Source organism: Flavobacterium sp. HBTb2-11-1 (genome assembly GCF_009826975.1).
Classification (GTDB): Bacteria; Bacteroidota; Bacteroidia; order Flavobacteriales; family Flavobacteriaceae; genus Flavobacterium.
Genome location: NZ_WUMO01000002.1, coordinates 403,590 through 429,853, shown reverse-complemented (window position 1 = coordinate 429,853; position 26,264 = coordinate 403,590). Strand labels below are relative to the sequence as shown.

Below are 26,264 nucleotides of genomic sequence, written 5' to 3'. Positions count from 1 at the left end.
TTAACCTTTAGTTTAAGTTTTGGATAATATAGTTTAGATAATGAATTAGTTAATCTGAACAATGCTTCCTTTTACAATCGCTACCGCAGCCGATGACATTTCTGCTCCAGCATTTCCTTCGGCTTTAAATTGCGCAGTTGCTTTTAGGTTTACATTGGTGCCTTCAATTTTAACATCGCCTGTGGCTTTTATTGAAATGTCGCCTGCGCTTTCCATTTTTATTCCTGCGCTGTCAATTGTAATTACGTTTGAATTTTCGTCCTCAACAACGATAGATCCTTTGTCTTCGTCCAGCGTTATTTTTTTGCCTGCAGGAGTTTCAATAGCTATCGATTTTTTCTCATCATCAAAGAGTACTTTCATTTCACTTCTGGTAAAAATCCCTTTTTGATGGTTGTCGTCAGATGCTTTTAGCGGAGCAGGTTTTGCACTGCTGTGAAGCATTCCTAAAACAATAGCGTCATTCGGATCTTCATTGATAAAACCAATAATTACTTCGTCTTCAATTTCTGGCCTAAAAAATGTGCCTCTGTTGTCTCCTGCGTCTAAAGCTGCGACTCTGCACCAAATTCCCTGTTCTTCGTTATTGATGATTGGGATTTTGACCAAAATTCTGTCCTCGCCATCAGGATCGTCTTGAAGCTGGGTTACAATACCAATATGCAATCCTTTTATGGACGGAATAATTCCTGAAGCCGATGGCGTATTGAGATCATACGTTTCAGAAAACCATTCGGGATTTAGTCCAAATTGCACATCTACAGTCCAGTTACCATTTGCTATTTCATGGAAAACTCCAGTAACGTATGCTTTGCCATTAAAGCGATCTCCAACACCTTCAAGTGTGATAATGGTATTGGGTTTTACAGCAGGAATACCTTGAAATTTTACTCTTCCGCGAACTTTTGACAGCTGTTGAAATAATAATTTAGCATCTGCCCAATCTTGCAATTCGGTATCGGTAACATGACCGCCGTGACGCAATTCTAAATTTTCAAGCTTTACGATATCGGATAAATCCGAAGCAGATAAATTTCCGTTTAGACTTACACTCGGATCTTTAGCTTCAATTTCTAATAATTCCTGATTGGATGCATTCCAGCTGTAAGATGAAACTTTGGCAAACTGATTTCGAGCATCAATTTCGGCATCAAAATCGAGCATTGTGGCACCAAAAGCAACCGTTTCAACTGATTCTGAAGCCAAATCTGGTTTTTTTACAGAGATTTTGCCATTTTCAACAAAACATAATTTTCCATTAGCTTGTGCACGTGAGACAATAAAATCCCAATCGGATGTATTGTATTGCACTAACTCTTTGTGGCTATAATTTGTACTTTCTACATCTTTTTGCAATCCGTAAGTGCCAATAATGTCTTCAAAAGCGTCACTGTCTTTTACATCATAAAAATATTTGCTCTTTCTTCCAATGGTCATTTTTACGGCTTCATCTTTACATTCTACAATCAATAGGGACGAATTGTCTTTTATTTTTATAGAATGTTTTACCACGATTCCTTTGTAAATAGTTTCTTCGTCGCTGTGATAACCTGCTTTGATTTCTATTTTTTTACCTGGAATGAGCAAATCTTCATTGCTTAATTTAAAATCTCTTGAAGCGGCATCTCCATCGGTCAAAATAATCTGCGCCATAGGTATTCTGTTTACCTCATTATGAACTACAATGCTCATTACTTGGTAAACGCCAGACAGCTCAGTTCCCTCAATGAGCAATTTGTGTGTTACTAAATCGGCACTTTTACTGGTTTGTATGACGTCACTATTGTTCATCTATTGTTGTTTTTGCAGTGGAGGGAAAAATATTTTTTGACCAATTTTTAATTTTCTGAAATTGATGAGCTTGTTGGCTCTTGCTACTTCGAGATAATATTTTGAATCGCCGTAGATTTTAAAAGACATTAGTGGAAGCGTATCTCCCGCTTTTACAGTTCTAGTGTGTGTTAAATCAGGAGATTGATTGTTCTGCTGTTTTGCTCTTAACTCATCTTCCACAACTCCTTTGAATTTTCCTTTTGCAATAGCTCTAATTGGCGTTCCGTCTGGCCTGAAAAGTTTGTATTCAATGGTCATTTCGGTGAGAGATCCTTTAAACAGCAGGCTTCCCCAAGCAATTTTTAAATAATTTGGCTTATGTTCTGTACCGTTATATTCTAAAATTACTTTTCTAAAATGCTCAATGTCTTCAATAACACCATTTTCAGTGCTTTCTTTGCCAGCAATAACACCAGTTCGGTCAAAAACAAAATCCAATTCTAATTCCTCTGGAGCAATTGCCGTAAATCTTGGTGCGGGACTGCTCGTTCCAGCGGCTTGAGTGGTATCTTGCTCGATTTTGTAATGAAAAGTATATTTCTCGGGATTCATCAAAGTAACGAACTCTTCAATATCCGAAATGGGACTATTGAATTGCGGATCGCTATAGGCAATAATCTTCAGTTTTTTTAATTCACCAGTTGTCATATCAGCGTTCTTTTTTTCGTTCAATAATCTTCATTACTTGCTCGACACATTCAGCTACATTATCTTTTTCTGTAGAAGAAGAAGATGGTGAAGCTGGTTTTGCACCCGAACTTGGACTTTCGTTCACATTTATTTTAATGTGAAGCTCTTTGATTTCAATTGGCATCGCTATATTATTTTTTATGAAGGGTGAAATGATTATAAGCAAGCTCAAAGCTTTCAACAACAATTTTGCTTTCTAAAGCACTGAAATCTTCAACAGCCCATTTTACTGGATAAGCATGTACCACTTTCCAATGCATTAACGGTTCGTGATCTTGATTCAAGAGTTTTACAGTTAAATCAACGGGCTTAAATTCGAAGTTTTCAATTGCTTTTCTGCACCATTCAATTACATCAGAATCAATAAGAATTCCTCTTTTTAAAACCAAATTTGGATATTTGGTTTTTACAGGAAGTTTGTGTTTGAATCTGTTTTCTCCACCCTCAACAAATTCTTCTGTTTCAAGATCCACAGAAAGTCCTGATACCGACTGAAATTGATGGTCTTTTTCTTTTGTGCCTAGCTGATCAAATTCAACCAGAAAATGAAAACCTACGGGTGGATAATAATTAGCCATGATTAGTCATTTTGAATAGATAAACCTTCGTGAACCAATTCAATAGATTCGATGGCTACTTCGTTTCCATCAGCTTTTAAATCCGTTGACTGTACTTTTGTAGGCCACGCATTTTTAACTTTCCAAGTAATCACTGGTTCGTGTTCTTCGTTAAGCAATTTGATGGTAATATCTCTTCTTTCGATGGTGTTCAGTTTTACCGTATTCCACCAAGCGTAGTATTCATTGTCGCTTTTAAAAGTGCCTCTTTTCATCGTAATGTTAGAGAACTTTTGCATGCCAGGCATCTTGATTTTACTGTACTCTGGACTGGCGCCCTGGCGGTACTCAATAACTTCAGTTTCTACATCTAATCCGGAAACTTCTGTAAAGCCTATTTTTGTTCCACCCCAGTCAACTGAGAAATGAAACTTTGATAACGGATAACTCATGATTTATATTTTTTAATGATGTTTTAATTAAGATTCCTGCATTTTGTGAGAGAAACGAAGAATGATGAACTCAGCTGGACGAACTACTGCCATACCGATTTCGATGATCATTTTACCGTCTAAAATATCCATGGCAGACATGGTTTGTCCCAATCCGATTCTAACGTAAAACGCTTGTTCTGGTTTGGCTCCAGCCAAGGCTCCTGCTCTCCATTGAAGAATTAAGAAATTCTCAATCATTGCTCTTACTCTTATCCAAGTATTGGCATCGTTAGGTTCAAAAACAAATTGTTCAGTTGCTTTTTTAATAGATTCTTCGGCCATATTGAAGAAGCGGCGAACAGGTACATAACGCCATTCACTATCGTTACCGGCTAAGGTTCTTGACCCCCAAACCAAGGTGCCTTTGCCGGTAAATGTTCTGATAGCATTTATAGATTTACCTGCAACAGTATCAACATTTAAGTTGTCCTGAATGGTATTTGTTATTTTAACAGTCGGTTTTATCACATAGTTCAGACTTACATTTGCAGGGGCTTTCCATACGCCCCTGTCTCTATCAACTCTAGCGTACACTCCCGCAATAGCAGAACTCGGAGGGAGAGTTACTGGCAAATTATAGATTTCAGTAAGGATCTTGTTGTAAGTAGCATTATCGATAGTTTCTAAAGTGCTTAATTTTCTTCCGTTTAATGCTCCATTGTTGACATCTTTTCCACTAACAGATTTAATAGCATTTAAAAGAGTAAGCAGGTTTGCTTTAATGTCAGCAAGATTATTTGTAACCAACGTAATATCGGTTTGAGTATTCAAATCGGTATAGTCTACCAGTTTTTTTAGTTCCTTATCAAAACTTACAGCATCAGTTGATATAATTTTAAGCATTTTTGTTGGTGCGTTCTCGTCCTGTATTTTTTTCTTTAATGTCTTTAAGTTTTTGTATACAGAGTCAATTTTATTCGCAGCGACAAAATTTGCATTAAATGCAGTCAGGGCACTTGTAATGTTATTTGCAATAACCGCATCTTCATCAGATATTGTACTGATGGCCGCATTAGCTTCGTCGTTCAGTGAATTTCTTAAAAGAGATAATTTTTCTAAAGAAGTAAGCAGATCATTTAGTTTAGTCATGAAAGCAGTTTTTTTAGCAGGGTCGCTCACGAAAGTTCCTCCTAAATCAAAACCAGTTGCATCATTGCTGTACATCTGTAAAAATAAATCGCTTATCTGTCCAGAAATAGTAATAGGTGCAACAGCAGTAACATCGACCAATTTGGCTACAGTTGCATCAATTCCTGTAGTTGCATTTTCAATTGGTTCTAGTCCCGCAGCGATTTGATCATATGCATTTGCAGTGAAGGAGTAGTGTTTTAATACAATTTTGCTGCTGTCAAACGCGTAGTCCAAAATGGTTTCTAAATGCGGATAATATGCAGCTCCGTATTTGATTGTGTCTTTTTCTGCGCTAATTTCGCCTCTCAAGGCATCTATATTGGGATCTGTCGGACTTGATTCATCATAACTTAAAGTATCAATTAAAGTAAATCGGTCTTGAAGATTCTGACACTGCATTAATGCGCTATTGTACAATCCATAGAAATCAGTTGGCGTTATTGCATCCACTCTTGTTGCATCGGGAAATAGAATTAGTGTTGGTTCGTCTACCTTTTCCAATTCAGCCAATCCGTCGGTCAATTTAGAGCTATTAGTGATTGTTGTGACTGGAATGTCTTCCTCATCTAAATCATTTCCATAACGCCCAACCGAGATAATGTAGCAAGGCCCGCCGCCATTTGCGAAGAACAGCTGCAATGAATAATACATCAAGAAAGGCTGTTTTGCAGTTGGCTGATCCACAACAATAGATCTTGTGTCTCCATTTTCAGTTGAAACGTCATTAATGGTAACGCTAATTGTTGTCTCTGGTTTTGCAAAACCAAAAAAACGCTCATATTCTAAAAGAGAAGTTATTCTTGTTGGTTTCAGTTTCAAATCTCCATTAATCTTGTTCGTGGCTTTTTCAGTATAGCCAATGAAACATGGAATCGCAGTCTCTACCTGGGCAACAGAAGGGGGAAACTTTACGATTTCCTCAACATATACTCCAGGCGTTTTGTAAGTTGTTGCCATAATTGATTTGTTTTTTAATTATTAAATAAATATTTCCGAATAGTAATCACTATCGATTTTTGTTATTGATTTTACAGATGGATTTGGATATTGACTTTCTGCCGGTTGTGAAGGCGTAAAATCTGTAAGCGGATCAATTTCTACAAAACCAGATCGCGTTAGCGGTTTTGCGGTATTGGTTTTAATTACAGTTTTTGCTTTACGGTCAATGTATCTCCAAATTGTTTTTCTATTGTCAAAATGAATTTTAAAGTTTGGGCTTAACATTTTATCCGAATTGTCTATAATATCTTCCGAGCTGTTGTCACCTTTAGCGGTTAGCGAAATAATTCCAAAGACATTTTGCTGTTCTGGCGACTGTAGTGTTGAAAGTATGTCGGCAGTGGTTTTTTCAGATACTAGATAGGCATTTGAAATCAGTTTGTTGTCACTTATTTTTGGAAGATACTTAAACGAAACGGGTTCAGTCAATGGCTTTACATTACTGAAAAAATATGCTCGAGTAAGAGCAAAATCAAGATTAGTATAATTTTCAAATTGATAATCATTAATATTAATTAAAAACTTTAAGTTCAAATCGGCAGGGACTTTAATAAATGGGACCGATTCATCTTTCACTTTCGCATATACTCCGAAACCTGTTTTGGTTTTTTTAAATACCATTTTGTGGTTTTTAAGTACAATATTGGTTTCTAAAGTTGGCGTTACTGTTATAAATGCATCGGCACTAAATTGCTGCAGCATTTTCTCTTTTTTATCATCTGTCATGCTTGCAAAAGTCTCTTCTCCATTATTCAAAAAATAATTATGAAGAAGCGTTACTTGAAACAGTAAACCATATGTAGAAGAATAACTCATGACTGTTCTTTCTTTTTAGTTATTCCAGTAAATCCACCAATAAGCTGTCCTTCTGCTTGTGCAATATTGCGTTCGATTTGGATCATGCTGACTTTATATAAAGCCGACGGAAGCTGTTTTCCGCCAAGTGTTCCCCAGATATAATTTAATTCCTCAAAAGTGGGAGTGTAGAGTTCAACCGTAAACCTAAAGTTGTCTACATTGCTCATGGCGCTACTATTTCTGTTAAAGATGGTATTGGCTTGAGTAAAAAGTTTTTTCCCTTGAAAAAACTCAATGATTTTTGAAATATCTTTTAGCGAATTGACATATTTGTCTCTGTTAGCGCTAAAAAGCAGATACAAGTTTAAATTGATAACACTATTTTTATATATGGTTTTTGTATTTTCAATAGCATGATTTGGGAAGTTTTTTAAAGTAGCTTCTTCGTCTAAATTGATTATTGTAAGTGCCACAGCATTTTTTAATGCGTCTGTTATTTCATCATTTTGAGATTCTAAAAAAGCAATATTTTCAGGAACAACAGATTTATCTAACCCGATTTCTTCGAGATAGTTATTTACTTGTTCTGTAATTATTTGTATTACTTCAAAAATCATCTTTGATAAAAATTATTATAAATACTAAATGAAATTTTATTGGAAGAAATAAGATTTAGGGCGGAGAATGTAATTAGAAAATTAGGCTTCTAAGGGTGCTTTTAAGATTGGACTAAATTAGATAAATGAGAAGCTACCAGAAAAGGGGAATTTTCCCCTTTTTTTATAGTTAATATACTGGTTTTTAATTTGTTGTATCTAATGTTTAAATTTCAAACCAGATTGCATTATAGGTCAACAGAAATCTAATCTTTTTGTTTTTTGATAATATATGGATAGATATTTGTTTGAAAATGAAATGAATACTCATTGAGTTTCTAAAGGGCATTCAATTGTAGAAAAGAAGATTTTATTGCAACAGCAGTATTTTAATTAGAATAGATTTCTCTAATCTAGCCTGATACTGTGGAAATTTTATAATGATAAGGTGAAATTGTATGAGTCTCCATTTTTAAACCCTTTTAATTTAGCTTTCAGAACTTAGCAATCTTATTAAATGACGATGAGGACAAATAATGTTCGTTCAAATAAATTTCGAGTTTGATAAAAGTGATCGTAGTCAAATCGAAAAGATGCTTAATTGTAAAAGATAAAATGAAGAAGGATAAAAAATACAGGGTATATAAAAATACCCCTGCCATTAAATCAAGAAAAAGAAAAGACACCATTATTAATGTAATGGTCGCGTCTATTATTGCCTTTATTGCCGTATTATTGATTTCTGAAATGACCTAGAAATTTTATTTATAAACTTTTGTCTCTCCTTACTATTTTGATTCGTTGGTTTTCAAATTTTCCAACTCATCTATAAAGGCATTTTGAATCAGAAGCGAAGAAGACTTTGCTGCGCCTAGATCCGTAATAGCAAAGGCAGTGCCACTTCTTAAGGCCACGTTCGGGATGTTGCCTCATTGAAGTTGAAGATTTTTCCTTACTTGAGCACTTCATTTCCGGCATAAAAGCTTGCGCCTGTTGTGAAATGAAACTAGTACTTCCAGTCATTAAAAAAAGGACTAGACAGTTTTTTCATGTGCATTTTCGGGGTAAGATTCAAAGAAAAAAAGATAAGTCTTATTGTGATTTTCGGCGTTTTACGGTTATGATTAGGCCTAATATAAGGCCTGCCGCCAACAGAAAAGAGCAGTGTCCGTCGATAGGCAGATCAGAACCTTCATCGGGAAGTCCAGGGGGCGGTGGCCCGCCTTGTGCGAAAAGGACAGAAGAATAGAGAATAAACAGATACAGAATGGACTTTGTTTTTTTTAGGTTCATAAGGGCAGTTTAGGGGTGTATAGTAATCGAATCGTTGGATGGATGAATGTCTTTTTTAATAGTCTTCGGCATCACAATAGTGGAACGTAGGCGTATGGATGTCGGACGTTAACGAGCAACATAAAAGCTCGGCAGAATGTTTTTTTAACATAAGTATTTGGATTTGGGTAAAGCAAATTTAAATTCATTGCAGATGGACGCTTACATAATTTTTTTTCAGATTTATATAATTTCCATGTGGTTTATAATTTCTTTTTAGAATACTGTAAAAAGTAGCGCTTTGCAATTTTTTGCATTTTAAAGTTTATGGTGATCCTGTAAATGCCATTGCACATTATAAAAAAAGCATATCGACAATTTTTGCAGTTTTGCCTAGATTGTCAATGCTAAAATCAGAAATTATGAATACGCTTGGACCTGTTGTAGTGGTTGATGGGAGTACAGCAAATTGTTTGCTGTTTCAAAAGATTTTTAAAAAATTGGAGATGAGAAATACGTTGCTCTGTTTTGGATCGCTAAGGGAGGCAGGGTATCGACTGTCTGAGGTAGGAATGGATCCCTTTCTGCTTTTGGTGAACGTTATGCAGTTTGCACAGAAAATAAGAATGTCGGATTATCTGCTCTTTATGGAACTACGCTGCCTGTGCCTGTTTTTTTCCATTTCATCCGCACGCTGTTTTGTGGTGGATGCCTATACGGGCCCTAAGCTAACCTATACATCCTCAGACTGGAGTGAAGAGAATTTTACGGAAATGATCCTTTCGGCGCTCCTACATTTGGAAAAGGAGTCTTTCAAGGAACTGCTAAGAAGAAGGATTGAGGATAAAAACTAAAAAAAACGCCTGAAAGACGTTTTAGTTTTTAGAAATTCCGCTTCATCATCTGATTATCTTTTTGGAAAGACATGATCCAAATTATTAGATTAGACTCTCTGAATTGCAAATCATGTTACTCATATTTTTGTTCTTCAGTTTCTTCTCCAGTGCTTACCCACCTTAAAGCTTCATGAAAGTCTTTCTTTTTGTAACCTCTAAATTCGCCTGGCACAAGATAGCTGAAGCCATTTGTAAAAGATATGGCTCTGGAGGAGTCCGTCACAATTGCGGCGCGGTTCCATTTTCCCAAATTTTTAAGGCCTAGTAGGGCATCCTGCATCCAAGCAGCCGCTGTAAAGTTTTCTATATCAGTGTCAATGGCAAAGAAAAAGTTTATTTCATTGATTCTTTCTGCAAGTTTGGTTACTTCTGGAGCCAACACATTTTTGTAGTCTTCGGCTGTAACAGTGCCTTTCGCTCTGAAAGCCGCGACATTTCCAGGGGCATCAATTCTCTCGATCATATATTTTTTGTTTTACAATGAAATACTAAATGTAGCGCGCCGTCTGACGATATCATTTCATCGTAAGGTTTTATTATTATAGAATTGCCATAATGCTATTTTGGTAATGGATGCTTATTTTATAAGCTTAACGCAGAATTCTGTAAGCGGGTACTGGCTTTGGGTTTTAGATTTGGAATAGTTTAATTGAAAAATTGCATATTATGAAAACAGCAGATACTGCAAAGACAGGCGCAAAGAAAACGTCTGCAAAAAAGGCTCCAGCCAAACAGGCCGAGAGCACAGGAAAAGCCGTGCCCGCGAAATCCAATGCGGCTGAAGGGCTTAGAGAGTTGTTTGTAGATTCTCTTAAAGACATCTACTGGGCGGAAAAAGCGCTTACTAAAGCGCTTCCAAAAATGGCGAAGAACGCGTCTTCTGAGAATTTGATCACGGCCATAAACGATCATTTGGCTGTAACTCAAGAACAAGTGTCCAGACTAGAACAGGTTTTTGAAATTTTAGGAGTGAAAGCTGCAGCTAAAAAATGCGAAGCAATGGAAGGACTCATTAAAGAAGGAGAAAGCATTATGGAGGAAACCGAGCAGGGACCAGTTCGTGATGCAGGAATCATTGCGGGATCTCAAAAAATTGAGCATTATGAAATTGCATCTTATGGAACCCTTGCTGCTTTTGCTCTGACTCTAAATGAAGAAGAGGCAGCAAAATTGCTCCAACAGACCCTTGAAGAAGAAAAACAGGCTGATGCCATTCTTACTGAGGCAGCCTATAACACCATTAATTTTGATGCCTCTGAAGAAGAAGATTCACAGGAAAAGTAGAGAATTTCTCTAAGCAAAAAAGACCTGTGGTTTCAATGCGACTGCAGGTCTTTTTTATTTAATATTGATTAACGTCAAATAGTTTGTACCCCAACATTTCGATAATCTGGAGAGATTTTTACATTATCTAAATCATTTCATTACAATTTCAAGGGACAGTTTTGCATTGTTATTTTTTTAGTTTTTTTCTAGTATTGCGCCATGCCGTTTAGCAAAGGTTCGGGCTGGTAGTAGCATTCCAGTATGGAGCGCATCTGAGAAGGGTTGTATACCGCGTTGATATACTCGCACCAGGTTTTCTTTGGAACCAGATCCAAAAGTGCTTGGTCTTGTTTAAGAACCTCTCGCGCATGCTCCAAAAGGAGGGCGTCCCACTGCTGATGGTAACGCAGAATGTCATCAGGGTAGACCGTTTTGCGCTCGGTGTTTTCATCAATGCAGCTGAAGGGTTCCTCGAGGTTTAAATAGCCATAGTCATCGGTAAGTTCCTCTCCGGGATGGATATCTCGTATGGCGATTTCAAAATCATAGGGCGTGCTGAAGCAACTCGGATTAAAGCTGTGGTTGACAAATTTTCCATGGTCCCAACATAGCACCAGATCTCCATATTTGTTGGTAAAAGAATATTTGTGCAGATGGCTTCTGATATATGGGTTAAGGCTCTGAAGCTCGCTTCGTTTAAAGACGCGATCCAGATCATCTTGGACCCAAGTAATGGTGCCTTTTGGAATCAGTTTGGTGGCTACAACGCCATATCCCTTTTCAGGGTTTATAAAACGCACTTCGGTGTCAGGGTGTATCATATCGTACTAGTTTTAGTGATTTTCTCTATAAGCTTCTCTCTGAGTCCGCTACTCGAGAAGCTATTTTTTTTGTTTTAGATTAGTTTGATTCTTCATCTCTCACTTTTCCGCATCAGATGAAAGCATAGCAAATTTATCTGAGAGAGGAAGGTTGTTCTTATAGTTAAAGGCACGGGAATTATATAATTTTCAGCACTTTCTTCTGAATCTTATATATTTTGAGTAGCATTTTTTGAGGAAGAAAAAAGAGCGGAAAGTAATCCGCTCTCTGATGGCTCTGGAACCTTTTTACTTTTTTACGGAAGATGCTGGAATAAGGGTATTTTGCATAAATTTTGCTTTGATAATAGTGCCTTTCTCATCCTCCCATTGGGTGATGATGTTTTCAATGAGATCTGGCTCAAAGCCAATGACTTCCATTACTGGCCCTCCAAATTCCTGTTGCACCAGCTCTCCTTTTTTAAATTTCATTGCTATTGGATTTAATTAATCATAAATATGAGTCAAGTTAGGAAATGTTACTTGGCTAGCGTTATATCTTTTACGCGTGATTTTACAGTTTTAGGTCTTGGCGAACATTTATAGCAATATAAGTTTTGGCGCTATTATGAAATTTCGAAAACTGTTTGATTTTCAGATTGTAAAACTGAATTTAAATTCTGTAAACACACATTGGCATGAAGATGTATTTTGCGTGATATTAATTTAAAAACTGATAGTTATGATATTTGAAAATGAAAACACCGAAGGAACGGCGGCTAAAGCCATTGAAGAAGAGACTTCAAAGCTGCCTTCAGATCTGTTTCTCTACGGCTCGCTCGCCGCAATGGGAACTTCACTAGCTTTAAAATGCCTAGGCAAGCGACACGCTGCTCTTTTTGTTGGGCAGTGGGCGTCACCCTTCTGTTGCTTGGAATCTATAATAAGCTGGTTAAACAACATGGGCATGATGCGCAAGATAAGCCCGAAGGGGTTTAACTTAAATTGAAGTGATTTAAATAAAAAAGCTGCCTGCAAGGCAGCTTTTTTTTGTTAGATATTCTTTCGGGTTACTTTAGAGAATCTCTTTCTGAGGCTGAGTGTTTGTGAGCACCGCGGCACCAATTTCAATAATTCCAAGAGTTAGATGCGGACCGTAAACTGTTTCTGAGAACCCCAAAAGCCAGGGAGAAGCAACTAGAAAAAGTCCAGATAAAAAATCCACTATCAGATGGATGGGCATGGGGATGAGTTTTAGAAATCCGAGCTCGTAGTCTGTTATCAAGCTGTAAATAATTGTGGCCACACCAAGGACATAAAAAACGCTGCTCTCGGGCTTTTCGTGATTCAGATTAAAAAGGGAAGGAGAAGCAATCAGAAAGATGCCCATGATGTAATCCATATAGCCGTGGGTTTTAGTGTTGATCGGTTTCATAATCTTAAAGTTTTAATTTATAAAATAGGAAAGTGCAGTATGCAGTTTGTTTGCCTGCTAACTGATGGCCAGCGCTACAATGAGGCTGGAATTAGATAGCCAATCGGTATTGTATCTTAGTTGGGGCTGCACTGTTCTTCAAAAGAAACCGTCGCTGGAAGATAGATGCTGACTGTTGTACCTTGTCCGAGAGAGCTGCTGACCTTAGCTATACCGTGATGGTTAAGCGCAATCTGCCGCACCAAAGCAAGACCCAGTCCAGAACCATAGTTTTTTTCGCTACGGTGCAGCTGATAAAAGGGATCAAAGACTAGGGTCTCATAATTCTGCTCAAAACCCTTTCCATTATCTTTGAAGGAAAGTTTGATATATTCGTTTTCCGGATATGCGCCAGAAACCTCATGGGAAATATCCTTGATGTGGTCAAGTGTGATTTTAAGCATAGGGGCAGACGTTTCGTCGGCAAAGCGCAATGTATTGCTGATAAGATGGGCAAAGAGCAGCCTAATCTGGCAAGGAATGACCAGCAGCTGCGGTAGCTCTTCAGATTCAATTATTGCATTGGTTTGTCTGATGTGACCCTTAAGTTCATTGAGCACTTTTCTCAAAATCTGGTTCAAATCGGTCTTTTTAGGTTTTTTCTGCTCGAAATTAACTCTTAAATAGATCACAAGGTCTTCTATGAGTCTTTCGAAATTCTTTGAAGTGTTTAAAATCCGTTCCAGACTATGTATGCTTCCCTGTGTAAGAGACTTTTCAGAGTCGGCTATTTTCTTTGCAAACATGTGAATTTTGCGTACTGGATCCAACAGTTTATCGGTCGCCGATGCGGTAAAGTGTTCCAGCTGCGTGCTACGCTCTAACTGTTGCTCTTTTTGAAATGAGAGCTCTTTTTTAGCCTCCTCAAGATAGGTGATATCTCTAAAGGTAAGCATTACGCAATGCTGCAGTTGGTTTTCGATTGCCATTGCATTAACGATATAGGTGCGTAATGTTGGCCCTGATGCCAAAGGGATTTGGGTGTCCTGCACCATTTCCTTGCGGTTGATCCTTTGCAGCACTAACTCTTTAAATTCTGGCGAAATCCACTGAGAATTGGGTTCATCAAAGATGGAGAGCCCTTCGATCATGCCGTCTTGTATTCCGAAGCTGCGGTAAAAGGCTGGATTGGCACTTTGTACGATAAGGTTCTGATCCAGAATAATCAGAGGCTCTTTCAGATTTTTGATAATTGAGGTATGCAGCTGCTGTAAAGCAGAAAGTTCATTTCGTCTGTCTGTAAGCTCATCGTTTGTACAAGAGAGCTCTTCATTATTGGATCGCAGCTCTTCTGCTGTGGTTTTGAGCTCTTCGTTAAGAAGCTCAAGCTCTTGGGTGCGCTGCAGGAGTTCTTCATTGGTGGTTTGCAATTCTTCAAAATATAGCTCTTGTTTTTTATTAAACTCTTTCGAACTAGTTTGATGGGGCGGAATTTCTGCCTTTATGGAGTCTCTTAGCGTTTCGTCACTATTTAGGATTGGCTTGCGACTGAAAACCACCAGTAAGAGCTCGCTGTGCATGGGCAGATATACCACTTCAAAAGAGGCAGTGTAAGTGCTATGACCAATAGAAAGAACGGCATTCTGCTGCTGGCTTCTTTTTTCAGATCTGGCATCTAAGATGGCTTTTTTAAGAATAGGACGCACCTCGTGATGTGCCATATTCAGAATATTAAAGTTTGGTGTTCCTGCAGGTGGCTGCAGAAAAGGGCTTGTGTCTCCATTAAAATGTACGATTTCAAAATGCTCATTGATCAGCACTGCGGCTGGGGCATATTGCTCGGCCAGCAGTTCGGCAGTTATTTTCCTGAAATCTTTTGTGTCCGCATCCACACTCTCATGTTTAATAGTAGCGCTCTGATGTTCTGTTATAGCTACTGCAGAATTTAGTAAATCGCGGGTTTGGATGCGTCCATAGGTGTTTTTTCCTATATAAAGCCCTTTTATTTCTGTGGCTTGAAAGAGATCTTCGCTCTGTGGAATGGAATCTTCTTCCGCGATAAGCAGAAAGCCTCCTGGATTAAGCGCATAGTGAAAGGTAGCGGCAAGCTGTAAACGGAGTTCTTTGCTAAAAAGAGGCAAGGCATTACGGCATGAAATCAGATCAATTCCTGACAAGGGAAAATCTTTTGTGATATCGTGAACGGCAAACACGCAGCAGTCACGGATGATTCTGCCCACCTGCCATTTGCTGTCTTTTTTTATGAAATATTTCTCCATTCTTACCTGATCGACATATTTGATATCCTGTTGGGAATAAATGCCTGTTCTAGCTTTTTTGATGTTTTTAAGGGAAATATCGGTTGCGAATATCTTAAAGCTAAGATTATTATGGCCACTACTTTGCAGATATTCATGCAAAACAATGGCAAGTGAATAAACCTCCTCGCCACTTCGGCAGCCTGGAGACCATAATCGGAGTTCTTTCCCGGAGCTATTTTCTAGAAGAGCAGAGAATGCTATATTGCCAAGTACATCAAATGCAGTTGAGTTGAAGAAAAAGGTCGGACTGTTTAGGATTTCATAAAATAGCAATCCTGCTCAGAGGAACTGTCTTTGAGCATTCCCAGATAGCCAACAAGGCTCTTTTGTCTGGTGAGTACCATGCGTTTGGCTGTCTTATGCTTTAGAATTTCGGTGTTAAAGCGTTCCAAGGCAGTTCTGCTTTTCATGGCTGCCAGCTTTATGATATTCTCATACGCTTGCTGCGCTTCAGTACTTTGGTCTTGGACAGCTAATTTGACGGCGCGAATTGTTGCCAGCATATCGGCTGTATGAGTGGGTCTAATGAAATAGTCAAATGTGGTTTCTGCCATATCACTGATTGGAAGAACAGTCAGATCAGACACAGCGATAGTCGAGCCACCTTTTGCCCTGATTTTTTTAAGCCCCCAAGCTCCTTCTCCTGTGGGATAATTTAAAAGCAAGCCTATTGCATCCTTACCAAATTTCTCAGCTAAGGCGCCAAAAAACTGGTCGAGGGATTCTGAAGGTTTTTCCTCTCTGGTAAAGCGTTTGAGCCTTAAGATGCCCTGATCTAGAATTAAGAAATTGTTTTCTGGCACTACATAGATATAGCCGGGCTTCATCTCGGCAGTACTGACAATTTCCTGCACGGGAAGTATAGCAGTCTGCTGCAGCATTTCTGAAAGGTTTTTTTGCTGCGGTTGCGATAGGTCCTGAAATATGATAAAAGAACCAGTTGTCTCTGTCAATGAACCTACAAGAGTTTTAAGGTTTTCTAAGCAGGCAGCACAGCAGGCAATACCGATTATTGGAAATTCATTATTTTGATCTGTTTTTATGTCAAGTTTGTCCATATTGCATTTTTTTAAGCAGTTTGATGCTGCTATTAATACCCAAACCTTCTAGCTGAAGCTCAGAAGGCTCAGCCGCATAAATTTCAAATCATATAAAAAATAATCTGTCATGACAGAGAGGCCCGCCACACATAAAATGTACAGATCTGTTTTTAAATTGAAGCTGTGATTAGGGGCTTCTGTATTTAATAATTCATTGCGCCTGAGTATTTTCAGTTTGATTGGGTGCTTTGAACAGTTTTTGGTATGAGCTAAAGTATCTCTATGTCAATACTGATTCTTATATAATTATTCGAAAATATTTTGTAATTCCCATGTTGCAGATTGTTTTCAAAGTATGATGAATAAAATAGACTTTAGTTGCGCTTTAGATTGTATAATCTTGAAAGGTAAAACTGTAAGAATGAGGTTTTTGCAGAAATTAAATTTGAATAATTAAAATTAGTGCGAAATGAAAATCAAAAGAAAAAAAAGTAGAACACACCAAAATATGCAGCAACTATTTGATGCACTGGCATCTCAGGAGCTTTCAGAGATGAATATGCTGTTGTTGGTTATGGCAGATATAAAGGAAGAAGCTTCCTCTCGCAGTCTTACCTTTCTGCTTGATAGTCTATCAAGAATAAGAAGCAGGCGTGTCGAACATTTAAAACAGCCTTCTGCGGGAAGTTTTCAGAGGGAGAATTTTTCTTCGGTCGGTTTCCAAAGAGAGTGGTTTGCTTTATTGGAGCGGACTTCTAAAGGCCCAGTACGTGATGCCGCAATCATTGCTTGGCTTCAGAAAATGCTGCACAGCCATATGACAAGTTGCCGTATGCTTAGCATCTTAGCCAAAGCGCTTGAAAAAACGGAAGAGAAGGAACTGTTTGAAAGTTTTGCTAACCAGGCGTCTGATGCTGACAGCCAACTCTCTGATGCAGCAGGTAATACCATTAACTTTGATGCAGCACTGGATGAAAATAGGAATCTTGTTCGAGAACATTATAATCCTAATTTATAAAGGCAGGCTTAGTTAGGCCTGCCTCTTTATGGAAGGTTCGGTCATATGATCTGAAGATGTGGGCGTGCCTGAAGGCTCACAATATCGCATCGTTTAGGTTGTGATAGGCAGAATAGAATACTCATCGCGATATCTTCTGCTTCAAGCATTTCCATTTTTTGTATTTTCCCGCGGTGTTCTGCTCTGGTTCCTGGCTGCATATCGCTGCTCACTGCACCCGGTTCAATTAGAGATACTTTGATGCCCAGTGGATTTACCTCCTTTCGGAGTGCTGCACTGAAGCCTCTTACAGCTGACTTTGTGGCTACATACACCGTTCCGGTTTCTTCGTGCGTTTCTGCACTCATAGAACCGATATTGACAATATGTCCTCGTTGCTGTATAGTCATTCTTTTTACAGCTTCTTTGGCAAAGGAGATGTATCCAAGTATATTGGTCTCTAGTATATATCTGATATTTTCGTATTCTTCCTCAATGATTCCATCAGCTCCCAGAGCTGCATTATTAATAAGTATATCTACACCGCCTAATCTCTGATCTATCTCTTTCCAGACCATCTCGATATCTTCTTTGAGGGAGATGTCAGCTGTAATTCCATAAACTTTTCCTTCAGCCTGCGCTTGGATTTCTTCCAGTGCCTGATCTAAGTCGTCCTTATCCCTTCCAAAGATAAAAACATCTCCACCAAGGGAAGAAAGCAGAAGTGCTACCGCTTTACCGATACCAGTGCTTCCGCCTGTAATGACAATTTTTCTGCGGTCAATGTTTCGTCCAAAATAATCCGATAGATTCCCCATAGCTTCTTTTTTTTATTTGTTAATAGCTTTAATTTAAAGGTAAAGAAGCGTTGTTTTTACAGCATTTTCTGTTCGATAAGCTCTTTTAGCTTTAGGGAATTAAATGCTGCATATCCCATCTGGTCGTTGTCAAAAAAAATAAATACATCTTTGGTTTTTAGCCATTCTAGGCTTATCTCAGCCCATTGCTCAAGAGTACTCTCGGTATAGTTGCCCTGATATTTTTCGGCAGCTGGCCCATGCAGCCGGACATAAACGAAATCTGCGGTGACCTGCAGTGGCGATTTGTAGCCGGCAAGTTCATATATGCAGAAGCCGGCATTGTATTTTTCAAGAAGCTGATATACTTCAGGCATATTCCATTCTTTATTGCGGAACTCAAAGGCATATCGGTTGTGGGCGGGAAGCGCTATGAGAAAATCCTCCAACAAGTTGAGATTGGCACCAAGGGATGGAGGCAGCTGGAATAGTATAGCGCCCAGTTTTTTTTCTAAAAGCTTTACTTTGTCCATAAAGATAAGAAGGCTCTCCTTGGGATCATGAAGCTTTTTCATATGTGTAATGTATCGGCTGGCTTTGATGACATACACAAAATCCGCTGGAGCTTGTCTCTCCCAGTTCTCAAAGGTTTCATCGGTGGGCATCCTATAGAATGTATTGTTGATTTCCACTGCCGTGAAGTAATTGCGGTAATAGGAAAATTCATCCTTTGCCTTTAGGTTTTCGGGATAGAAAGTACCATGCCAGTGTTTATAGGACCATCCTGAAGTTCCAATATGGATGCTATGCTTTTTCATATGATGCGCTAAATATTCTGTGTTGCGAACCGCTATTTGATTTGAGTTCATTTTTATTTTATTAAAGCTTTTGCCAGAGACTCTGCCATAGACTGAGCATCCTTGCTGTAATTTTTAGCATAATAATCGAGAAGCTCGGCTTTTGTTTTTTTGGAATCTTTGCTGTGACCTTCCCAGATTACACCCAAAGAAGCGTAGGGAGGAAGGGTAAGGCCGGTGCAGGTGAAAAAATTGGCTATATTTCCAGTTATATGCTCCACACCATCTGAATCCCCAGTTACAATAACGGCTCCCATTTTGCCTTCTAGAGGAGAATTTTCTCCAGAATTGATGATGTCAAACACTTCATCAAGTCGCTCAATGCAGCGCTGGAGTTCAGAAGAATGATTGTTCCACCAGATTGGGGTGGCAAAGATCAGAATCTCTGCCTTAAGGATTTTTCCATAAATGGCAGGCCAGTCATCCTCCTGTTCCAGATGTATATAGGTTCCAGGAAGAATTTTATGGTTCGCAAGTCTAATGATTTCAAATTCGATTTTCTGTTTTGAAAGAAAACCGCAGAAGAATTCCGTAAGCGTTTCTGTATTGGAAAGGCCTTTGTTTTTGAGGGTGGCCAGCAGTATGACAGCTTTCATAAGTATCGGATATAGTGGTTTACTTCTAATCTTTTATTCTTTTGAGTAATTGCGGTTGATTTTTTCTATGACTATGTCCAGCTTGTAGGTGTAATTAAGGATTTCCTTCCCCACCGCTGGATCCGTAGATCTGTCCAGTGGCGTAACTGGCATCTTCAGCAGCCAATTGCACATAAATGGAAGCCAGCTCTGCGGGCTGTCCTGGCCTTCCCATTGGTGTCTGTCCTCCAAAATTTTTAAGCTTCTCCATTGTGGCACCGCCGCTTACTTGCAACGGCGTCCACACAGGACCTGGAGCGACGCCATTCACTCGTATTCCTTTTGGAGCAAGCTGTTTGGCTAATGATTTAATATAATTGGTGGTTGCCGCTTTGGTTTGTGCGTAATCATAGAGATCTTCGGTGGGAGCATAAGCCTGAACAGAGCTTGTTCCTATTATCGACGAGCCTGGCTTTAAATGAGGAAGTGCAGCTTTTATAATCCAGAAGGGGGCATAGATGTTGGTTTTAATTGTCGCATCAAAATCTTCTGTGGAAATGTCTAAGATGGAGTCGTGAGTTTGCTGTCTGGCAGCATTGTTAATAACGATATCTAATCCTCCAAGTTCCTTAACTGCTTTCTCCACCAGCGATTTGCAAAAGCTTTCGTCTCTTAAATCCCCAGGAATGGCAATAGCTTTTCTTCCTTCTGCATTGATGAGCTGGATGACTTCTTTTGCATCCTCCTCTTCCGTTGGATAGTAGTTGATGGCAACATCTGCGCCTTCCCTGGCGTAGGCAATTGCTGCGGCTCTACCCATGCCTGAATCTCCACCTGTAATGAGCGCTTTACGGCCTTTAAGTCTGCCAGATCCTTTATAGCTTTTCTCACCGTGGTCGGGACGGGGATCCATTTTGCTTACAAGTCCTGGCCAAGGTTGCTTCTGCTCTTTGAAAGGCGGACGAGGATATTTTGTCTTAGGATCTTCCGGAAGGATGTTTGCTTTTTCGTCTCCTGTAAAATCTGCACCAAGAACAGGCGTAAAAGCAGTAGTCAGGCAGATAGCCCCCATTCCTGTAATGGCTGAACGTCTTGTTATCGTGTTTTTATTTTCCATTGTTTGATTTTTATATTTTTAAATAAGCTAAAAGTAGCAAAGCAGGTAATGGCGATTTTACAGGATTATATTTTGGATTTATATAATATGCCCGAATCAAATTAATATTGAAACTCTATAGAAAGCTGAAAAATAGGCCATTGCACTAGAGGAAAAGTGTAATTGTAGGCTTAGGTACGGATGTTACAATCTGAAGAATAATTGAAACTTCTTTAGACATAATATTTGGAAATTCGAAGTTTAATTGGTTAAGAATACGCATTTATAAAAGTTCTTTACAAATATCGAATTGTTTCTGGCTAATTTATATCTGCTTCAATTCTCTTTATCTTTTTTTGAAAATTTGTAGTGAGATTTAGTTTACGTATAATTTAATCGTAATAAAAATACAGCTATGAAACCTGAGTATTTTACACTAGAATTACGAAATTCAAAATAAAGGATAAAACAAAACATCTTAACAAAAGCAATAAAAGATCTAATTTTGACACTTTGTTGTTTTGGATGCAGTTTTAAATTCTGATTTTCTTGAATATTTTGATTGATATTGATTCTTATACTTTATAATTTGTTTATGAAAATACATTTATTTTTACTTGCCATTTTACCATTTATGATTTCCTGCACTAAACCAGAAAAAATAGATTTATCAAAACTAAAATTGGATGAACCTTTAATAAATCTGATAGAATTTAATGATAGTTTACTTGTTGGCGTTGAAACGGTTGAGTATCCGTTTTGTTTATTTGCTGAAGTAGAAAAATCTCAAAAGTATACTTTTGATGGAATCGATCTGAATGAGCAAAAAATTATTTTTCAAATAAACTCAGAAAAACTTAGAACAGATAGCATTTCAAGATTTGGTGGTGCTCACATTGATTTAGAGAGAATTAAAAACGGAAACGAATTAAAGAATGCTTTAAGGAATTTTAAAGCAGAAAGTAATATTTACGGAGTAAGGATAGCAATAGAAGATCCGAATTTGAAATCGGAAATCTTAAAGAAAATAGAGCTGCAATACGGCAAGGGTACAAAAAATCCAAATACAGATAATGGTTTATATTGGAATGTAAAAGAAGAAAACAAATACATTTTCTTCGCGCCAGATTATGACCGGCTTATTATTTTAAACAGCACAAATTTATCCAAAACTTGCTATTGGGACATCTTTAATGGATTAATCGATTTTGGAGGTTGCGATAACGAAAAATATACCAAAGAATTAATTAAAAATAGTACCAAACCTGAAGATGTTCAAAACAAACCAGTTGTAAAAATCGATAGAAATTGGCATTTAAACACTCTAATCGTTGGAAAATCAAGCGAAGAGGATTTTTTGAAATCTCCAATCAGCAAAAATTTTGAGCGGATAGAAGAAATTAATGGCAGTTCTGGAGAAATGAATCAGATTATGTATCAGGATGAATATCATGATTTCTACTTCTATTTTAAAGTCAATCCGAAAGATCTTGAAAATAAAAAAGCAAACAGTATGAAAAGCTATTTGCTAAATGATTTGAAAAAAGTTGAAATCTCATTTGAAAATGGTCTAAAAGCAGGAATGAAATTTGAAGATGCATTAAAAATACTGGATAAAAAAACAATTGTAAAAACGATAAAGAATGAAGGTGAATTACGTTTTGCAAATTACATCATCATCAAAAATGCATCATACGAAGTATCGCTAGTTTTTGACGAAAATTTGCTTTTATCAGGAATATTTGTAAAATAGTTATTTAAATCAAATAAAGAATGAATCTAAATCATATACAAATTATAATAACCGCTTTATTTGCGACACTTTTTTTAAGCTGTAATACGAGCAAAATTCCAATTGCAAAAGACAAAACTTCGAATGAGGTCGATATTTATATTGCTGGATACGAATATAATGACAGCAAGTTTGAAAGTTCTATAGAAGAAATTGCAGATGAAGTGGGCATGAAACACGTTGCGAAATTATGGAAAAATGGAAAAAACATAGACTTAGAAGAGAAAGAACATTATTCTGATGCAAATTCGGTTTTTGTGCATAACAATGATATATATGTTGGAGGTTCTATTATGTCTGGCGAAGAATATGTAGCCGCAATTTGGAAAAACGGGAAAATTCAAAAATTAACCGATGGCAAAAAAACGGCTCACATTCAATCGATAATAGTCGACGATAAGACGATTTACATTTTAGGAGAACAGTTTGGAGATTCTCATTATATTGTAAAAGTTTGGAAAAATGGCGTTTCTTCTAATATTACAGATGGGAAAAATGATACAGATGGCAACTCATTTTATGTTGATAAAGGAAATGTGTACATCTGCGGAAATGAAAATAATGGCAGTAAAAGCGTGGCAAAAGTTTGGAAAAATGGAACGCCACAAAGCCTTACAAACGGTCTCAATAATGCATATGCACTTTCTGTATTTGTAGAAAATGGCAACGTGTATGTTGCGGGCTATGAAATTGAAAACGATAAATATATCGCTAAGTTATGGAAAAATGGGAAAGTCCAAAACCTTTCTGACGGCACAAATTATTCTGTTGCATCTTCTGTATTTGTTCAAAAAGGAAATGTTTATGTGGTAGGAAACGAGAGCATTAACCAAAAAAGTGTACTAAAATTATGGATAAACGGCAAGGCAACAAGTATTACAGATGGAGCAAATAATGCAGATGCCAATGCGGTTATGGTATACAATAATAACATTTACATAGCTGGATATGAAGAAAATGATTCAGATCGATATGTAGCAAAATTGTGGATAAACGGCGTAGCCAATAATCTCACAGATGGAACAAAAAATGCATACGCAGAGTCAGTTTTTGTAGTAGAAAAGAAAACTAAATGATAGGTTGAAGAAATTGGCAGCATAGAAGGAAAAATGGAACAAAATATTTTAAGATCGATAAAAGTTATAATGTCGTTTTCGTATTGAAACTTGAAGGTGCTTTTTACTACTTTTGTTATCAGTTAATGAGAATAACTCTGAAAAGGGTGCAGCCGGTATTTAAATATCAGTGTAAAGGGGAAAATAAAATTCATGATAACCGACTATAAAAAACACGATCTATATGGCAAAACGCTAATTCAGAAAATCGAATTAGCGCCGCCGTTTAAATTTGATTTTCCAGTAACGGAACAGGCTTGTTTTTTATATGTTAAAGCTGGAGAGATTTCTTATCAGTTCGATGATGAGCAAGTAAAGGTTGCAACCGAGTATTCGCTATTGCTGAATTGTATAGATTCCGGGAAGCAGATGCGTAATTCAAATCAAAACGGCAATTGTGAAATTGTAATCGTAACGTTTTATCCTGAGATATTAAAAAAAATATACGAAAGGGAGCTCCCGCAGCTGCTTCAAAAACCTAAGAATGCAATATCCAATAAATCAAGTGAAATAATAAACAGTGATTTTTTGATTCAAAAGTATATTGAAGGTTTATTGTTTTATTTTGAAAATCCATCTCTGATCAGCGAGGATATTTTGGTGCTGAAGGTAAAAGAAATTATACTTCTGTTGTCCCAAACACAAAATTCAGAATCAATCCAGCTCATATTATCACAGCTTTTTTCTCCTGCGACTTATACTTTCAAGCAAATCATAGAAGCAAACTTATTTTCACAGCTCACTATCGAAGAACTAGCGCAGCAAAATAATTTGAGTGTATCATCATTCAAGCGTGAATTTGCAAAAATATACCATGATACTCCAGCCAATTATATTAAAGTGAAAAAGCTGGAAAAAGCCGCCGAATTACTTCAGATTTCTGATCAGCGTATTACTGAAATAGCTTTTGACTGTGGATTTAATGACTTGGCGAATTTTACAAAAAGCTTTACTAGCAAATACCATGTCAGTCCAACAAATTATCGGCAGAAACTAAACAATAGTCAGCAATTGTAGAATATATTTTTTTTAAAATTTTAAGCATCTTAGGATTTATCTAAGATGTTTTTTTTTGAACCAAATTGCCAAATAATTGGACTATTTGGCAAAAACATTCCTTTTGATCTGTCTGAAATTTGCTGTGTATTTTCAAACAAATTTAAAACATAAAAAATGGGATTGTCAAATTTAGGAATTTTTCACACAATCGTAGGTGTTGCCGCAGTCGTAGCTGCAGTGGCAGATTTTATCAGATATGGTAAAATTAATTTGAACACATTATCCGGCAAAATATATTTTTACGGAACAATCGTCACCTCATTAACTTCATTGGGGATCTCCAAACACGGCGGATTTAATCCAGGGCATGCCTTTTCTATTTTTATAATCTTTTTGATATTGGGCGCCTATTTCCTTAATTCGAAAAGAAAAAACAGCGCCAGAGCCCGTTATTTTGAGAACTTCTGGTTGTCTTTTAGTTTTTTTCTATCTCTGGTTCCAACTGTTAATGAAACTTTTACTAGAATTCCATTAGGGCATCCGCTAGCGAAGGATATCAAAGATCCTGTAATTGGCAATACGCTTCTTGTCTTATTGCTGTTCTTTGCTGTCGGTTCAATTTTTCAGTTTAGAAAACAGCAATTAATTAATAAAATAAAACCTTAAAACAGCAAAATTTTGCGTGAATAACAAAGCGCCGATTTTCTTCTGAAAACTGGCGCTTTGTTATTTAATGATTTCTGCAAATCAATCGCTTCTTAGTTCTTATCCTGTTACTTTTAAAGACTGAATGTATCCATCAGCAATATCAAAATGAAATTTTAATGTAATCGGACTTCCTGGAAACGTACCGGAGCACTCTGCTGATAAGACAATTCCAGTCCCGTTTTCAGCGCACTCAAGAGGTTTCATCACTGATTTGTATTTTTGGTTTGATTCTTCAATCCAATCCAAGATCTCAGGTCTTCCGTTATGTGTTTTACCTTCATCAAATACCACCGCATTTTCGGAAAAACAATTGGCATAAGAAACGCTATCAAAGCTGTTCTGTGCATTAACTAAGTCTTCTATTATTTTTGGCAAGTTCATTTCTATTGTTTTAAGATTATTAAATTGTTGGCACGGTGCCGCCATCGATTACAAATTCTGTTCCTGTCAGATAGCTGGCTCTTGGTGAAACAAGAAAACCGACTAATTCTGCTACTTCTTCTGGCTCTGCGGGTCTGCCGTACGGAATCCCACCTAATGCATTCATGACTCCTTGCTGGGCTTCTTCTACAGTAATATTAGAATTTCTCGCAATTTCACCTAGCCACGCTGTTGATGCTGTTGTATTTATCCATCCTGGCGATACAGCCAGCACGCGAACACCCTTTGGTGTAACTTCATTTGATAAACTCTTGCTGTAATTAATTAATCCTGCTTTTGCTGCCGCATAAGGCAAAGTAGAATCAAAGAGAGGGAGTTTGCCTTGAATAGATGCTATGTGAATGATAACACCGCTTTTTCGCTCTATCATTTGTGGTAAAAATCCTCTGTCCAATCTAACAGGAGCAAGCAGATTAGCCTGCAGAGTTGATTCCCAGTCTTCATCACTTAATGCTGCGAAGCCACCAGCAGGCGTTACAGAAGAGCCAAGATTGTTCACAAGAATGTCCAGTCTTCCGTAAGTTGACAGTATTTCATTGATTACTTTTTGGGTTCCCTCTGCCTTACTTAAATCCGAAGGAATGAAATGCAGTTTGCTGTTTTCTTTTTCGGGTGTGTTTCTTGCAGTAATAATAACCGTTGCGCCAGCTTGCAAAAGTCTTTCTGCGATTGCTCGTCCAGCTCCTTTGGTGCCTCCTGTGACTAAAGCAATTTTGCCTGATAATTCATTTTGATAATCCATCTTAATTCGATTTAAATTTCTTTTGTACAAATTTCAGA

Annotated in this window: 28 protein-coding genes; 8 read left to right on the top strand and 20 right to left on the bottom strand. The window is 37.6% G+C overall.

Annotated elements, in window-relative coordinates:
* Positions 1 to 45 precede the first annotated feature (45 nt).
* The 8 genes from vgrG to GR162_RS06840 are packed head-to-tail and all read right to left on the bottom strand — an operon-like array spanning position 46 to position 7,119.
* Positions 46 to 1,791 carry a type VI secretion system tip protein VgrG gene (gene vgrG, locus GR162_RS06870; RefSeq protein ID WP_160781504.1) on the bottom strand — a complete coding sequence of 582 codons (1,746 nt, stop codon included), beginning with the start codon at positions 1,789 to 1,791 and terminating at the stop codon, positions 46 to 48.
* Positions 1,792 to 2,481: a hypothetical protein gene (locus GR162_RS06865; protein ID WP_066034801.1), complete on the bottom strand. Its 690-nt coding sequence runs from the start codon at positions 2,479 to 2,481 to the stop codon at positions 1,792 to 1,794.
* A gap of 1 nt (position 2,482) precedes the next feature.
* Positions 2,483 to 2,647 (bottom strand): DUF5908 family protein, encoded by a 165-nt coding sequence (locus GR162_RS22135; protein ID WP_202393912.1) that lies wholly within the window; start codon positions 2,645 to 2,647, stop codon positions 2,483 to 2,485.
* A gap of 7 nt (positions 2,648 to 2,654) precedes the next feature.
* Positions 2,655 to 3,101, bottom strand: a complete 447-nt coding sequence (locus GR162_RS06860) for a phage tail protein (RefSeq protein WP_066034800.1) — start codon at positions 3,099 to 3,101, stop codon at positions 2,655 to 2,657.
* 2 nt (positions 3,102 to 3,103) lie between these two features.
* Positions 3,104 to 3,532 (bottom strand): phage tail protein, encoded by a 429-nt coding sequence (locus tag GR162_RS06855; RefSeq protein ID WP_008463601.1) that lies wholly within the window; start codon positions 3,530 to 3,532, stop codon positions 3,104 to 3,106.
* 27 nt (positions 3,533 to 3,559) lie between these two features.
* Positions 3,560 to 5,662, bottom strand: a complete 2,103-nt coding sequence (locus tag GR162_RS06850) for a phage tail sheath C-terminal domain-containing protein (RefSeq protein ID WP_160781503.1) — start codon at positions 5,660 to 5,662, stop codon at positions 3,560 to 3,562.
* 21 nt (positions 5,663 to 5,683) lie between these two features.
* Positions 5,684 to 6,520: a hypothetical protein gene (locus GR162_RS06845; protein ID WP_160781502.1), complete on the bottom strand. Its 837-nt coding sequence runs from the start codon at positions 6,518 to 6,520 to the stop codon at positions 5,684 to 5,686.
* Positions 6,517 to 7,119, bottom strand: a complete 603-nt coding sequence (locus GR162_RS06840) for a DUF4255 domain-containing protein (protein WP_160781501.1) — start codon at positions 7,117 to 7,119, stop codon at positions 6,517 to 6,519. Before GR162_RS06840 ends, GR162_RS06845 begins: the two co-directional genes overlap by 4 nt.
* Before the next feature lie 1,673 nt (positions 7,120 to 8,792).
* Between GR162_RS06840 and GR162_RS06835 the strand changes: the two genes are divergently transcribed.
* Complete coding sequence (locus tag GR162_RS06835) at positions 8,793 to 9,224, top strand: hypothetical protein (RefSeq protein WP_160781500.1); 432 nt, start codon at positions 8,793 to 8,795, stop codon at positions 9,222 to 9,224.
* Positions 9,225 to 9,339: 115 nt separating this feature from the next.
* On the opposite strand, the gene GR162_RS06830 is transcribed toward GR162_RS06835, so the two are convergent.
* Complete coding sequence (locus GR162_RS06830; protein ID WP_160781499.1) at positions 9,340 to 9,729, bottom strand: STAS/SEC14 domain-containing protein; 390 nt, start codon at positions 9,727 to 9,729, stop codon at positions 9,340 to 9,342.
* 203 nt (positions 9,730 to 9,932) lie between these two features.
* Between GR162_RS06830 and GR162_RS06825 the strand changes: the two genes are divergently transcribed.
* Positions 9,933 to 10,550, top strand: a complete 618-nt coding sequence (locus tag GR162_RS06825) for a ferritin-like domain-containing protein (RefSeq protein ID WP_160781498.1) — start codon at positions 9,933 to 9,935, stop codon at positions 10,548 to 10,550.
* 188 nt (positions 10,551 to 10,738) lie between these two features.
* Here GR162_RS06825 and GR162_RS06820 read toward each other — a convergent pair whose 3' ends face one another.
* Both GR162_RS06820 and GR162_RS06815 read right to left on the bottom strand, forming a co-directional pair.
* Entirely contained in the window at positions 10,739 to 11,353 is a 615-nt protein-coding gene (locus GR162_RS06820; RefSeq protein WP_160781497.1) for an SET domain-containing protein, read from the bottom strand.
* Positions 11,354 to 11,641: 288 nt separating this feature from the next.
* Entirely contained in the window at positions 11,642 to 11,824 is a 183-nt protein-coding gene (locus tag GR162_RS06815; protein ID WP_160781496.1) for a hypothetical protein, read from the bottom strand.
* Positions 11,825 to 12,074: 250 nt separating this feature from the next.
* On the opposite strand from GR162_RS06815, the gene GR162_RS06810 reads away from it, so the two are divergent.
* Positions 12,075 to 12,341 (top strand): hypothetical protein, encoded by a 267-nt coding sequence (locus tag GR162_RS06810; protein ID WP_237421303.1) that lies wholly within the window; start codon positions 12,075 to 12,077, stop codon positions 12,339 to 12,341.
* Between the two features lie 66 nt (positions 12,342 to 12,407).
* Here the strand turns inward: GR162_RS06810 and GR162_RS06805 are convergent, their stop codons facing one another.
* The 3 genes from GR162_RS06805 to GR162_RS06795 all read right to left on the bottom strand — a co-directional run bounded on the left by GR162_RS06805 (position 12,408) and on the right by GR162_RS06795 (position 16,125).
* Positions 12,408 to 12,767: an SPW repeat protein gene (locus tag GR162_RS06805; protein ID WP_160781495.1), complete on the bottom strand. Its 360-nt coding sequence runs from the start codon at positions 12,765 to 12,767 to the stop codon at positions 12,408 to 12,410.
* A gap of 116 nt (positions 12,768 to 12,883) precedes the next feature.
* Positions 12,884 to 15,340 (bottom strand): CheR family methyltransferase, encoded by a 2,457-nt coding sequence (locus GR162_RS06800; RefSeq protein ID WP_160781494.1) that lies wholly within the window; start codon positions 15,338 to 15,340, stop codon positions 12,884 to 12,886.
* A complete protein-coding gene (locus GR162_RS06795) occupies positions 15,319 to 16,125 on the bottom strand; it encodes a chemotaxis protein CheB (RefSeq protein WP_160781493.1) in 807 nt (268 codons plus the stop codon). Before GR162_RS06795 ends, GR162_RS06800 begins: the two co-directional genes overlap by 22 nt.
* A 451-nt stretch (positions 16,126 to 16,576) precedes the next feature.
* Between GR162_RS06795 and GR162_RS06790 the strand changes: the two genes are divergently transcribed.
* Entirely contained in the window at positions 16,577 to 17,125 is a 549-nt protein-coding gene (locus GR162_RS06790) for a DUF892 family protein (protein WP_160781492.1), read from the top strand.
* 41 nt (positions 17,126 to 17,166) lie between these two features.
* On the opposite strand, the gene GR162_RS06785 is transcribed toward GR162_RS06790, so the two are convergent.
* The 4 genes from GR162_RS06785 to GR162_RS06770 form a co-directional block, all read right to left on the bottom strand.
* The gene (locus tag GR162_RS06785; protein WP_160781491.1) at positions 17,167 to 17,922 is read right to left on the bottom strand and encodes an SDR family oxidoreductase; all 756 of its coding nucleotides are present in this window, start codon (positions 17,920 to 17,922) and stop codon (positions 17,167 to 17,169) included.
* A 56-nt stretch (positions 17,923 to 17,978) separates the two neighbouring features.
* A complete protein-coding gene (locus GR162_RS06780; RefSeq protein WP_237421302.1) occupies positions 17,979 to 18,770 on the bottom strand; it encodes a DUF72 domain-containing protein in 792 nt (263 codons plus the stop codon).
* Positions 18,771 to 18,772: 2 nt separating this feature from the next.
* On the bottom strand, positions 18,773 to 19,354 hold the full coding sequence (locus GR162_RS06775; RefSeq protein WP_160781490.1) for a flavodoxin family protein: 582 nt from the start codon (positions 19,352 to 19,354) through the stop codon (positions 18,773 to 18,775).
* A 94-nt stretch (positions 19,355 to 19,448) separates the two neighbouring features.
* Positions 19,449 to 20,450, bottom strand: coding sequence for an SDR family oxidoreductase (locus GR162_RS06770; protein WP_160781489.1), 1,002 nt, complete (start codon positions 20,448 to 20,450; stop codon positions 19,449 to 19,451).
* Between the two features lie 574 nt (positions 20,451 to 21,024).
* Between GR162_RS06770 and GR162_RS06765 the strand changes: the two genes are divergently transcribed.
* The 4 genes from GR162_RS06765 (at position 21,025) to GR162_RS06750 (ending at position 25,001) form a co-directional block, all read left to right on the top strand.
* A complete protein-coding gene (locus GR162_RS06765) occupies positions 21,025 to 22,182 on the top strand; it encodes a hypothetical protein (protein ID WP_160781488.1) in 1,158 nt (385 codons plus the stop codon).
* 20 nt (positions 22,183 to 22,202) lie between these two features.
* On the top strand, positions 22,203 to 23,297 hold the full coding sequence (locus tag GR162_RS06760; protein WP_160781487.1) for a hypothetical protein: 1,095 nt from the start codon (positions 22,203 to 22,205) through the stop codon (positions 23,295 to 23,297).
* 192 nt (positions 23,298 to 23,489) lie between these two features.
* Entirely contained in the window at positions 23,490 to 24,353 is an 864-nt protein-coding gene (locus GR162_RS06755) for an AraC family transcriptional regulator (RefSeq protein ID WP_160781486.1), read from the top strand.
* Between the two features lie 156 nt (positions 24,354 to 24,509).
* A complete protein-coding gene (locus GR162_RS06750; protein ID WP_160781485.1) occupies positions 24,510 to 25,001 on the top strand; it encodes a hypothetical protein in 492 nt (163 codons plus the stop codon).
* Positions 25,002 to 25,100: 99 nt separating this feature from the next.
* Here GR162_RS06750 and GR162_RS06745 read toward each other — a convergent pair whose 3' ends face one another.
* A complete protein-coding gene (locus GR162_RS06745; RefSeq protein WP_160781484.1) occupies positions 25,101 to 25,424 on the bottom strand; it encodes a nuclear transport factor 2 family protein in 324 nt (107 codons plus the stop codon).
* Positions 25,425 to 25,443: 19 nt separating this feature from the next.
* On the bottom strand, positions 25,444 to 26,226 hold the full coding sequence (locus tag GR162_RS06740; RefSeq protein WP_008463639.1) for an SDR family oxidoreductase: 783 nt from the start codon (positions 26,224 to 26,226) through the stop codon (positions 25,444 to 25,446).
* Positions 26,227 to 26,264: the final 38 nt, after the last annotated feature.